Annotated in this window: 11 protein-coding genes; 4 read left to right on the top strand and 7 right to left on the bottom strand. The window is 65.9% G+C overall.

The annotated features are described in order from the left end of the window. Positions 1 to 7: 7 nt before the first annotated feature. Both cls and ASC93_RS05900 read right to left on the bottom strand, forming a co-directional pair. Entirely contained in the window at positions 8 to 1,285 is a 1,278-nt protein-coding gene (gene cls, locus ASC93_RS05905) for a cardiolipin synthase (RefSeq protein WP_056438595.1), read from the bottom strand. Positions 1,286 to 1,357: 72 nt separating this feature from the next. After that, positions 1,358 to 1,627: a GlsB/YeaQ/YmgE family stress response membrane protein gene (locus tag ASC93_RS05900; protein ID WP_056438592.1), complete on the bottom strand. Its 270-nt coding sequence runs from the start codon at positions 1,625 to 1,627 to the stop codon at positions 1,358 to 1,360. Between the two features lie 275 nt (positions 1,628 to 1,902). Here ASC93_RS05900 and ASC93_RS31905 point away from each other — a divergent pair, with 275 nt between their 5' ends. Continuing rightward, entirely contained in the window at positions 1,903 to 3,408 is a 1,506-nt protein-coding gene (locus ASC93_RS31905; RefSeq protein WP_056438589.1) for a hypothetical protein, read from the top strand. Between the two features lie 188 nt (positions 3,409 to 3,596). Here ASC93_RS31905 and ASC93_RS05890 read toward each other — a convergent pair whose 3' ends face one another. From ASC93_RS05890 to ASC93_RS05880, 3 genes are read right to left on the bottom strand one after another with little or no spacing between them, the layout of a single operon-like run. Further along, complete coding sequence (locus tag ASC93_RS05890; protein ID WP_056438586.1) at positions 3,597 to 4,166, bottom strand: YceI family protein; 570 nt, start codon at positions 4,164 to 4,166, stop codon at positions 3,597 to 3,599. 30 nt (positions 4,167 to 4,196) lie between these two features. Further along, positions 4,197 to 4,763, bottom strand: coding sequence for a YceI family protein (locus ASC93_RS05885; RefSeq protein ID WP_056438583.1), 567 nt, complete (start codon positions 4,761 to 4,763; stop codon positions 4,197 to 4,199). A 10-nt stretch (positions 4,764 to 4,773) separates the two neighbouring features. Then, positions 4,774 to 5,310: a cytochrome b gene (locus tag ASC93_RS05880; protein WP_056438580.1), complete on the bottom strand. Its 537-nt coding sequence runs from the start codon at positions 5,308 to 5,310 to the stop codon at positions 4,774 to 4,776. A gap of 332 nt (positions 5,311 to 5,642) precedes the next feature. Between ASC93_RS05880 and ASC93_RS05875 the strand changes: the two genes are divergently transcribed. Continuing rightward, positions 5,643 to 7,598 carry a TonB-dependent siderophore receptor gene (locus tag ASC93_RS05875; protein WP_157201758.1) on the top strand — a complete coding sequence of 652 codons (1,956 nt, stop codon included), beginning with the start codon at positions 5,643 to 5,645 and terminating at the stop codon, positions 7,596 to 7,598. Positions 7,599 to 7,742: 144 nt separating this feature from the next. On the opposite strand, the gene purB is transcribed toward ASC93_RS05875, so the two are convergent. Further along, entirely contained in the window at positions 7,743 to 9,122 is a 1,380-nt protein-coding gene (purB, locus tag ASC93_RS05870; RefSeq protein ID WP_157201757.1) for an adenylosuccinate lyase, read from the bottom strand. 164 nt (positions 9,123 to 9,286) lie between these two features. Between purB and ASC93_RS05865 the strand changes: the two genes are divergently transcribed. Beyond that, the gene (locus ASC93_RS05865; protein WP_056438570.1) at positions 9,287 to 9,904 is read left to right on the top strand and encodes a glutathione S-transferase N-terminal domain-containing protein; all 618 of its coding nucleotides are present in this window, start codon (positions 9,287 to 9,289) and stop codon (positions 9,902 to 9,904) included. Between the two features lie 7 nt (positions 9,905 to 9,911). Next, a complete protein-coding gene (locus ASC93_RS05860) occupies positions 9,912 to 10,850 on the top strand; it encodes a PfkB family carbohydrate kinase (RefSeq protein WP_229412613.1) in 939 nt (312 codons plus the stop codon). A 132-nt stretch (positions 10,851 to 10,982) separates the two neighbouring features. Here the strand turns inward: ASC93_RS05860 and bfr are convergent, their stop codons facing one another. After that, positions 10,983 to 11,453 carry a bacterioferritin gene (bfr, locus tag ASC93_RS05855; protein WP_056438565.1) on the bottom strand — a complete coding sequence of 157 codons (471 nt, stop codon included), beginning with the start codon at positions 11,451 to 11,453 and terminating at the stop codon, positions 10,983 to 10,985. Between the last annotated feature and the right edge of the window lie 74 nt (positions 11,454 to 11,527).

The raw sequence follows: 11,527 nt of genomic DNA, 5'->3' as shown, positions 1-11,527 counted from the left end.
GCCCGGTTCATAGTTGCGCCCCGATCAGGTCCGCCAGCATGCCGCCGATCTTTTCCGAGAAGGGCCGGTTCTGCCAGGCCTGCAGGCTGACCTGGCGCGCATGCTTCCAGTCGTCTTCGAAGACCGCCTCCTGCTGTTTCGCGAAGCCGGCGTCGAGCACGTTCAGGTTCGCCTCGTCGTTGAGGATGAACGAGCGGTTGTCGAAGTTGGTGGAGCCGACCGAGACGAGGAGCGAATCCACGACCAGCGCCTTCACGTGGTACATCGTCGGCTGGTATTCGGCCATCTTGACGCCGGCCGCCAGCAGTTCGCCCCAGCGCTCGCGCGACGCGGCGCGCACGATGTCGGAATCGATGACCGGCCCGGGCGTGATGATGCGCACGTCGACGCCGCGTTTCGCCGCCGCGATGAGCGCCTTGAGGGCCAGCTCGTCCGGCACGAAGTAGGAATTCGACAGGTGGATCGTGTGGCGCGCGGCCGTGATCGCGAGCAGGTACATCAGGTGCATGCTCTCGCTGCCGCCCGTGGGCGAGCTGGAGAACATCTGCGCGGGCATGTCGCCTTGCGCGACGAGCGCCGGAAAATAGTCCGGGCCGTCCAGCACGGCGCCGGTCGCCTTCGTCCAGTTGTCGTTGAACACGGCCTGCATCTGCCCGACGACGGGACCTTCGACGCGGAAGTGGGAGTCGCGCCAGTGGTCGGGGTCCTGGGCGTGGCCGCGCCATTTGTCGGCGATGCCGACGCCGCCCGTGAAGCCGGTCTTGCCGTCGACGATCAGGAGCTTGCGGTGCGTGCGGTTGTTCAGGCGCGCCAGCTTCCACCACACGGGCTTGTGATAGCGGTGCACTTCCACGCCGGCGCGGCGCATCTCGTCGAGCGCGGCCTCGCCGATCTTCATGCTGCCGATCCAGTCGAGCAGCACGTGCACCTTGACGCCGGCGCGCGCCCGTTCCGACAGCGCTTCCGTGAACTCGCGCCCGATCGTGCCTTCCCAATAGATATAGGTTTCGAAGCTGATCGATTTCTGCGCCGAGCGGATCGCGTCCAGCATGGCGGGAAAGATCTGGTCGCCGTTGAGCAGCGCTTCGACCTTGTTGCCCTCGATGATGGGCGGGCCCAGCAGCACGCCGAGCGAACGCCGGAACTGCGGGTCGTTCGTGTCGTATTGCCGGGTCAACTGCGTGTCGATCTTCTTTTCGCCGGGCGAAAAGTTCAGCACGAGCAAGCCCGCCACGAGCGTGGCGATGCAAGTGATGAGGACGACGATGGAACGTTTGATGCGCATGAGCTCGGATTCCGGACGTAAAAAAACCAACGCCATGCGACGTTGGTTTTCAAAGTGGGGCTTGCACCTGTTTTAGCGGACGCGGCCGCGACGCAGCAGATTCACGATTGCGAGCAGGATGACGGCGCCCAGGAACGACACGAGCAGCGACGACACACTGAAGTCATCGGAGTTGATGGTGCCACTGCCGAACAGCGGGGACAGCAGCCAGCCACCCAGGAAGGCTCCCACGATGCCAACCACGATATTGAGAATCATGCCTTGCTCAGCATCCGTCTTCATGACCATGCTGGCGAGCCAGCCGAGCACACCACCGACAACGATCCAGATAATGAATAACATGTTGAGTCCTCCTCAAGTTGGAAAAAACATACTCCAGGCCAATTAACTGCCGAGGCCATGTGCAAAGTCTAGTGATGCACACCCCCCGGGGTCGGTGCGTTGCCGAACGTTAGACGCGCAAACCGCGAGTGCGTTCTCTTGTGATGCGGAATGTCCTGGAATGGGTGCGTCAGCGAACAGAAGCGCACTGCTCGGCAGGCATATCGTTTAAGCCACTTTGCATCAAGTGAACCGCGACATCCCGGACCGATTCGATTACTGAAAGGAATTTCATCATGGCCATTTTCGACACGACGACGACAGAGCAGAACAAGCAAAACCGCATGGTCACCGGGCTGTTCCCCGACCGCGCCAGCGCGGAGCGTGCCTATGACGCGATTTCGACCCGCGGCTATACGAAGGACGACGTCAACCTGATGATGTCGGACACCACCCGCAAGACCCAATTTACCGACACCGAGACTGAGCTGGGCAGCAAGGCCGCCGAGGGCGCCGCTGCCGGCGCCGGCATCGGCGGCACCATCGGCGCCGTGCTGGCCGGCGTGGCCGCGATCGGCACCTCGCTCGTGATCCCGGGCGCCGGCCTCGTCGTCGCCGGTCCGCTGGCGGCGGCCCTGGCCGGTGCGGGCGCGGGCGGCATCACCGGCGGCCTGATCGGTGCACTGATCGGCGCCGGCATCCCGGAAGAGCGCGTCAAGCACTACGAGGAAGGCATCAACAACGGCGGCATCGTACTGGGCGTGACGCCGCGCTCGGATGAGGACGTTGCCTACCTGAACCAGACCTTCGTCGATAACGGCGGCTCGCACGTGATCGGCACCGGCATCGGCGCCGCCGCGGGCGCGGCCACCGGCGCCGCATTGGGCGCGGTCGGCGGTCCGGTCGGCATGGCGGCCGGTGCCGCGATCGGCGGCATCGCCGGCGGCATGGCCGGCAAGGGCGTGGGCGAAGTCGTCAATCCGAAAGCGGGGGACGACCTGGGCGAACACTACCTGGCCAAGGGCACGGGTGCCGGCGCCGGCGCGGCAATGGGCGCGGCGGCGGGTTCCGTGGCCGGCCCGGTCGGTGCCCTGGCCGGTGCCGCGATCGGCGGCCTGGCCGGTGGCGCAGCGGGCCGCGGCGCGGGCGAAGTGGTCAATCCGCACTCGGAAGACCGCCTGCATGAACACAACCTGGCGCAGGGCACCGGCGCCGGTGCGGGCGCACTGGCCGGTGCGGCCATCGGCAGCCCGGCGGGTCCGATCGGCGCCGTCGCGGGCGCTGCCATCGGCGGTATCGCGGGCGGCATGGCAGGCAAGGGCGCGGGCGAGGTCGCGAACCCGAAACCGGGCGACCAGCTGCATGAGCACAACCTGGCCGGCGGCGTCGGCGCGGGCGGCGGTGCCGCGGCCGGTGCCGCGCTGGGCGCAGTAGGCGGCCCGGTGGGCATGGCGGCCGGCGCGGCCATCGGCGGCATCGCCGGCGGCATGGTGGGCAAGGGTGCCGGCCACCTCGTCAATCCGACGGCGGAAGATGCCTACTGGCGCACCAACTACCAAACCCAGCCGTACTACACCCAGGGCTACACGTACGACGACTATTCGCCGGCCTACGCGCTGGGCTACAACAACGCGCGCCGCTTCCCGAACTACGACCTGGCCGAGCCGCACATGGCCGACGAGTGGGATCGCGTGAAGGGCCAGTCGCGCCTGTCGTGGGAGCAGGCCAAGTCGGCCAGCCGCGCCGCGTGGGACCGCGTGGAGCGTGCGATGCCGGGCGATCTGGACCGCGACGGCCGTTGATCGACGGGTAGGGTGGGCACCACGTGCCCACGCGTTCAACCGGCGCGTGAAATGGACGATACGTTGAATATGTCGATTCATACGCTGCCTGAACGCGTGGGCGGGGGCCGCCCACCCTACCGAAACTGATTGTTCGCCAAAAGAAAAAGCCTCGCGACGCGAGGCTTTTTTACGTCGGGATACGCCGATTACTGCTTGACGGCTTCGACCTGGATGGCCAGCTTGACTTCCGGCTTGAAGCCCATCTTGACGCCGTAGTCCACGCCGAAATCGGCACGGTTGAACGTGGCCGACGCATCCGCGCCGCACACTTCGCGCTTGAGCATCGGGTGCTGGATGCACTTGAACTGGTTGATGTGCAGGGTGACCGGCTTGGTCACGCCGTGCAGGGTCAGTTCGCCGTTGACGGACGCCGGCACGTCGCCCTTGAACACGAGCTTGCCCTTGTAGGTGGCGGTCGGGTACTTGGCCACGTCGAACATGTCCGGCCCCTTGGCGTGCTCGTTCAGCTTGGCGTAGCCGAAGTCCAGGCTCGTGGTGTCGATGGTGATGTCGACGGTGCCCGACTTGTTGGCGCGGTCCAGCACGATGGTGCCGTCGCTCTTGTCGAACTTGCCGCGCCAGTTGGACAGGCCGCCGAAGTGGTCGGCCTCGAAGCTCGGGTAGGTGTGGGCCGGGTCGACCTTGTAGGTGTCGGCGGCGAAGGCGGCGCTGGAAGCGAAGACGGCGGCGAGCAGGGCGAGGTGCTTGAATTTCATGAAAAACGGTCCTTTACGATGGGGTGTGGATTACTGTCCCGCAGCGACGCGGAATTTGATGACGACTTCGTCGGCGACCATGCTCGTGTCCTTCCACTCGCCTTCGCCGATGTTGAAGGCCAGCCGCTTGATCGGCAGCTGTCCTTCGAAAACCTGTCGGGTGCCTTCCGGCTTGATGGTGACCGGGAAGGTCACGTCCTGGACCCGGCCCTTGATGGTCAGCTTGCCCGAGACGGACAGCTTGCCCGCGCCGGCCGGCTTGATCGCGGACGACACGAAGGTCGCCTTGGGAAACTTGGCCGAGTTGAACCAGTCCTTGCCGGCCACTTCCTTGTTGTACTCGGCCTCGCCGATGTCGAAGCTGGCCGTGTCGATGTCGACGCGCGCCGTCGCCTTGTCCGGATGCGCGGCGTCGTAGTCGATCTGCGCGTCGAAGCGCTTGAACTTCGATTCGACCGGCACGTTCATCTGCTTGAACACGGCCGAGACGCTGCTGTGCGCCACGTCGGTCTTGAGCGGCATTGCGCTGGCGATCAGCGTGACGCCGGCAAGCAGCGCGGCAACTGAGGCGGCAAGGCCGCCACGGGTGAATGTCATGGTATCTCCTTCAGTGGGAACGGCCGGGCAGCATGCGTCCGAGCGTGCCGTCGCGGTCGACGATCTGGTGTTTCAGGGCGGCGACCACGTGCAGGCCGACGAGGCCGGCCATGGTCATGTTCAGCCAGTAATGGATCGGCTTCAGCGTGTCGGCCAGTGCCTTGTCCTTGGCGATCAGCACGGGCAGCTTGATCAGTTCGAAATAGACGACCGGGAAGCCGGCCGCCAGCGTATAAAAATAGCCGGACAGCGGCACGGCGAAGATCAGCACGTACAGCAGGTGGTGCAGGCCGTGGGCGGCGCCGCGCTGCCACGCGGGCATCGACGCGGGCAGGGCCGGCGGGCGGTTCTTCAGGCGCCACAGCAGGCGCAACGTGGCCAGCAGCAGCACGGTGACGCCCGCCCACTTATGCCACGAAAAATATTTCAGCTTGGTGGGCGAGATGCCGGGCATGTCCGTCATCACGAGACCGAGCGTGAACGCCCCGATGATCAGCACGGCGATCAGCCAGTGAAGCACGATGGCGGTCGTTGTATAGCGCTGCATGGGCGGAGTCTCCGATCAGTTAGTACGTGTTAGAACCAAATCTTACCAAGTTCGGCCAGGTTAAGCAGCCGGCATTTCCTTAAACACACTAGCACGACTCGCGCACCGGCGTTGTTTTGCAATAGGGACACTTTACCTGTTCCAAATATCGTAAGGAAGCCAGCTACGCGGATAACTTTGTTCAGTAAATGGGACAATCCGTGGTTCGTATGCCAGCCCGAGCGGCGTGCGCGACAAAATCGCGCGACCGTGAAGGTAAAATGTTAAAAAAATGGATTTATAAAAGATAATGATTGGGAAATGATTATTTCTTTCGGTAAGCGATGAATCCGATGGTTCCCAGAACCCATTGCCGCACGTCCGGCGCGCCCCTGCTGGTGGCCGCGCTGCTGCTGGCGCAGCCGGTCCATGCCGACGAGGGGGCGCGGCGGCCGGGCGGCGAGTTCGTCGACCTGTCGATCGAAGAGCTGGCGAACATCGACGTCACGTCGGTATCGCGCCGGCCCGAGCGCCTGCAGGACGCGCCGGCGTCCGTGTTCGTGATCACGGCGGACGACATCCGCCGCTCCGGCGCCCGCACCCTCGTCGAGGCCCTGAACCTGGCGCCCAACGTGCAGGTCGCGCGCAGCAGCAACACGAACGCTTTCATTTCCGCGCGCGGCATGAACGGCACGAGCAACAGCCCGGCCAACAAGCTGCTGGTGATGATCGACGGCCGCTCCGTGTATTCGCCGCTGTTTTCCGGCACGTTCTGGGACGAGCCGGACGTCATGCTGGAAGACGTCGAGCGGATCGAGGTGATCAGCGGCCCGGGCGGTACGCTGTGGGGCGTGAATGCCGTCAACGGCGTCATCAACATCACGACGCGCCGCGCGCGCGACACGCAGGGCGACCTGCTGGTGCTGCGCGCCGACGACGGCGGCGTCCAGGCCGCGTTCCGCCACGGCGCCGCGACGGACGGCGGCCATTGGCGCGCGTACGGCAAGGTCTTCAGGCTGGCGCACAGCGAACTGGCGTCGGGCCAGCCGATCGACGACGACTGGACGCAGGGCCAGGTCGGCTGGCGCGGCGACTGGGAGCGCGGGCCCGAGCGGTTCAGCGTCAACGCCAATGCCTGGCGCGGGCGCGAGGGCCAGCCGGTGCCGGGCGTCATCGCGGCACCCGGCGCGAGCACGGGCCTGGACGACATCCGGCTGCACGGCGCCAACGTCACCGGGCGCTGGGAGCACCAGATCGACGGCGGCGGCAGCGTGACCGCGCGCGCCTATTACGACACCCGCTACCGCCGCGTGCCGCCCACGTTCGCCGACCGCGTGGACATTGTCGACGTGGAGCTGCAGCACGCGCTGGCGCCGGCCGGGCGCCACAGCATCGTGTGGGGCGGCGAGTACCGCTACAGCTGGGACCACGTCGACAACAGCCGCTTCGTCGCCTTCCTGCCGGCCAGCGACAGGCAGGCCTGGGCCAGCCTGTTCGCGCAGGACGAGATGGCGTTGCGGGACGACCTGCGCGCCACCATCGGCGCGCGCTGGGAGCGCAATCCGTACACGGGCGCCGAATTCCTGCCGACCGTGCGCCTGTCGTGGCGCGCCACGCCGGCGCACGCGTTCTGGGCGGCCGTGTCGCGCACGGTGCGCGCGCCGTCGCGGCTGGACGTCGACGCCTACGTGCCGGGCGCGCCGCCCTACCTGCTGGCGGGCGGCCGGCAAGTGCGGTCCGAGACCGCGCGCGTGTTCGAACTGGGCTACCGCGGGCAGGCGGGGCAGCGCGTGTCGTATTCCGTGACCGCGTACCGCAACCTGTACGACCACCTGCGCACCCAGGACATCACCCCCGACAGGCGCGCGGTCGTGTTCGGCAACCTGATGGCTGGCCAGGCGCGCGGCATCGAAGCGTGGGGCAACGTGCAGGTGAGCGAGTCGTGGCGCATCGCGGCGGGTGCGACCTTGCTGCACGAGGACTTTGCGCTCAAGCCGGGCAGCGGTGACCTGGGCAGCGTCATGACGACGGGCCGCGACCCGGCCTACACGGCCCAGCTGCGCTCCAGCCACACGCTCGACGAGAAGCGCGAGCTGGAACTGGCCGTGCGCCGCAACGGCGCGCTGGGATTCCCGTACGTGCCGGCCTACACGGCCATCGACGCGCGGTTCGGCTGGCGGTTCGCGCCGGGGATGGAATTATCGGTGATCGGGACGAACCTGAACGGCAGCCACGCGGAATACGGCGTGGCGCCCGTGCGCACCGAGGTGCCCAGGACGGTGGGGGTCAAGTTGACGTGGCAGAGGTGAAGAGGACGACTACTCAGTGAGAAACGTCGCCCCCGCGAAGGCGGGGGCCCAAGTTCTACGCGTTTCGACAGCTCATGCAAAATTAGGTTCCCGCCTCCGCGGGAACGACGTACCATTTTCTTTGCAGCGCTATCCGCGAAATGCTTAAATCGCCTTCGCCAGCTGCGCCGCCAGGCCCGTGTAATTCGCCGGCGTCATGGCCAGCAGCAGGTCCTTGGCGTCCTGCGGAATCGCCAGCTTGCCGATGAATTCCTGCAGCGCGTCGCGCGTGATGCCCTTGCCGCGCGTGAGTTCCTTCAGCTGTTCGTACGGGTTCTCGATGCCGAAGCGGCGCATCACCGTCTGCACCGGCTCGGCCAGCACTTCCCAGTTCGCGTCGAGGTCCTGCGCCAGGCGCTGCGGGTTCACTTCCAGCTTGTTCAGGCCGCGCAGGCAGCTGTCGTACGCGAGCAGCGCGTAGCCGAAGCCCACGCCGATGTTGCGCAGGACCGTCGAGTCGGTGAGGTCGCGCTGCATGCGCGAGACCGGCAGTTTATCCGCCATGTGGCGCAGCATGGCGTTGGCCAGGCCGAGGTTGCCTTCCGAGTTCTCGAAGTCGATCGGATTGACTTTATGGGGCATCGTCGACGAACCGATCTCACCGGCCTTCAGCTTCTGCTTGAAGTAGCCGAGCGAGACATAGGTCCAGATGTCGCGGTTCAGGTCGAGCAGGATCGTGTTCGTGCGCGCGATCGCGTCGAACAGTTCGGCCATGTAGTCGTGCGGTTCGATCTGGATCGTGTACGGGTTGAACGTCAGGCCCAGGCGCTGCTCGATCACGTTCTTCGAGAACGCCGGCCAGTCGAAGCCCGGGTATGCCGACAGGTGCGCGTTGTAGTTGCCGACGGCGCCGTTCATCTTGCCGAGGATTTCCACGTCGGCGATGCGCTTCACCGCGCGCTGCAGGCGGGCGACGACGTTGGCGAATTCCTTGCCGAGGGTCGTCGGGCTGGCGGTCTGGCCGTGCGTGCGCGACAGCATCGGCAGGTCGGCGTTCGTGTGGGCGATCTCGGTCAGCCTGGCGATCACCGCCTGCAGCGACGGCAGCAGCACGCCGTCGCGGGCCGCCTTCAGCATCATGCCGTGCGACGTGTTGTTGATGTCTTCCGAGGTGCACGCGAAGTGGATGAATTCGGAGGCCGCGACCAGCTCCGGCACGTCCTTGACCTGTTCCTTCAGCCAGTACTCGACGGCCTTCACGTCGTGGTTGGTGACGGCCTCGATTTCCTTGATGCGGGCGGCGTCGCTGTCCGAGAAGCCGGCGGCGATCTTGTCCAGCAGGGCGGACGCTTGCGCGGAGAACGGTTTCAGCTCGGCGAAGCCGGCTTGCGACAGCGCCTGCAGCCAGGCGATCTCCACTTTCACGCGGTGGTGCATGAAGCCGGCTTCCGACAGGATGGGGCGCAGCTTGTCGGTCTTGGCGGCGTAGCGGCCGTCCAGGGGGGACAGGGCCGACAGGGTCGAGGAGGAGGCGGTAGAGGTCATGGGAGGCGGGAAGCGGTGAGTGCAAAAACGAGATTCTACCATCGGCGGCCTGCCCGGGATCGCTTTGTCAAGTCTCATTTGCCCACCGTTGCAAGCGGTTCCCTGCGTTCGGCCGGCGAAAGGCCGATGCTATACTGTCAGCCACTCCCCAATACTGAGCATTTATGAAACTCATCGGTTCCGTCACCAGTGCCTACGTGCGCAAGGCGCGCGTCGTGCTGGCAGAAAAAAAGCTCGACTATCAGTTCGAGCTGGAAAACGTCTGGGCACCGGAAACGAACATCGCGTCGTCGAACCCGCTCGGGAAAGTCCCGTGCCTCGTGATGGAGGACGGCAGCGCGATGTACGACTCGCGCGTGATCGCCGAATACCTCGACACGCTGACGCCCGTCTGCAAGCTGCTGCCCGCGAACAGCCGCGACCGCGCCAACGTCAAGGTGTGGGAAGCGCTGGCGGATGGCGTGCTGGATGCGGCCGTGCTGGCCTTCCTGGAGCGCACGTGGCGCCCGGCCGAGCAGCAGAGCCAGGCCTGGTTCGACCGCCAGATGGGCAAGGTGCACAGCGGCCTGGCCGTGATGTCCGAGAACCTGGGCGAGCAGCCGTTCTGCATGGGCATCCATTACACGCTGGCCGACGTCGCCGTCGGCTGCACGCTGGGCTGGCTGGCGTTCCGCTTCCCCGACATCGCCTGGCGCGACACCTGCCCGAACCTGGCGCGCCTGTTCGACAAGCTGTCCGAACGGCAGTCGTTCAAGGACACCGTGCCTTTCCTGCCGCAGTGAGCGCCCGATGATGACCGCGCGCATATCGACCATCGTCTTCGGCGAAGTCCTCGTCGAGGAAGGAACGGCCGGGCACGCGGTGGGCGGCGCCCCGTTCAACGTGGCGCGCCACCTGGCCGCCTTCATGGCGCCGCCCTTGATGATCACGCGCATCGGCGACGACCGCAACGGCGCGGCCGTGCGCGCCGAGTTCGAGCGCTTCGTGATTCCGGAATCGGGCCTGCAGGTCGATCCGATGGAAGAGACCGGCCGCGCCGTCGCCGAGCGCCAGGGCGCGGCGCACCGCTTCACCTTGCTGCCGCGCCAGGCCTACGATTTCATCGACCCGCAGGCGGCCGCCGCGAGCATCGCCGGCGGTGATCATGACTTCCTTTATTTCGGCACGCTGGCCCTGCGCGAGGAACGCTCGCGCCTGGCGCTGGCGGCCGTGCTGGAAAACACGCAGGCCAAGCGCTTCCTCGACCTCAACCTGCGGCCCGGACAGGCAACCGAGCCCATCGTCACGAAGGCGCTGACGGCGGCCGACGTCGTCAAGGTCAACGAAGAGGAGTTACAGGCGCTGTTCCAGTGGTATTTCCAGATCGGCCCGGACGATGCGGCGCTGTCGACGGAAGAAGTGCACGCGGCCTGCCGCGCGCTGATGGACCGTTTTTCGCTGGAGGCGCTGATCGTCACGCTGGGCCACCGCGGTTCCGTGTACTTCGGCGCCGACGGCGGCTACATCGCCACCCGCGATAATCCGGTGCCGCCGTTCGTGATCGACACGACCGGCGCCGGCGACGCGTTTTCCGCCATCTTCATGCTGGGCCGCGCGCGCGGCTGGCCGCTGGAGCTGATCCTGTCGCGCGCCAACGAATTCGCCGGCGCGATCTGTGCCGTCACGGGCGCCGTGCCGGGCGACATCGGCTTCTACGACAAGTGGGTCGCGCGCTGGCGCCAATCCTGAAGGGGCGTCGATAAACCTACTGCGCGTCGCCCTGTCGGCCTGCGATGCTCACCGTACTCAAGTACGGCTGCGCTTCTCGGCCAACATGGCTTCCGCTCGCTACGGTTTCTCGAGGCCCCTTAATGCTAGCTTTTATTCGCCCATCTGGGACTGCAGGTAATTCTGGATGCCGACCTTGACGATGAGGTCGAGCTGGGTTTCCAGCCACTCGATGTGTTCCTCGGTGTCTTCGAGAATCTCCAGCAGCAGGTCGCGCGACACATAGTCGTGCGCGATCTCGGCGGCGGCGATGCCTTCCTTGACCGTGACCTGGGCCGCGCGTTCCAGCTTGAGGTCGCATTCGAGCATTTCCTGCGTCGATTCGCCGATCAGCAGCTTGTGCAGGGCCTGCAGGTTGGGCAGGCCGTCCAGCATCAGGATGCGGTCGATCAGCCGGTCGGCGTGTTTCATCTCGCCGATCGATTCATCGTATTCCTTCTTGCCCAGCTTCTCGAAGCCCCAGTGCCGGTACATGCGCGCATGCAGGAAGTACTGGTTGACGGCCGTGAGCTCGTTGGTCAGCTGCGCGTTGAGCAGCCGGATGATGTTGGGATCGCCCTTCATGATTGCCTTTGCGTGCGGTTGTTGTCTCGGCATCATAGCAAACCGCGCGGCAGGCGGGCAGATGGCGACGGCGT

Source organism: Massilia sp. Root335 (assembly GCF_001425685.1).
In the GTDB taxonomy this organism is placed as follows: Bacteria; Pseudomonadota; Gammaproteobacteria; order Burkholderiales; family Burkholderiaceae_D; genus Telluria; species Telluria luteola.
Note: the sequence above shows the minus strand (reverse complement) of the source record. Positions and strands in the feature narration are given on the sequence as shown.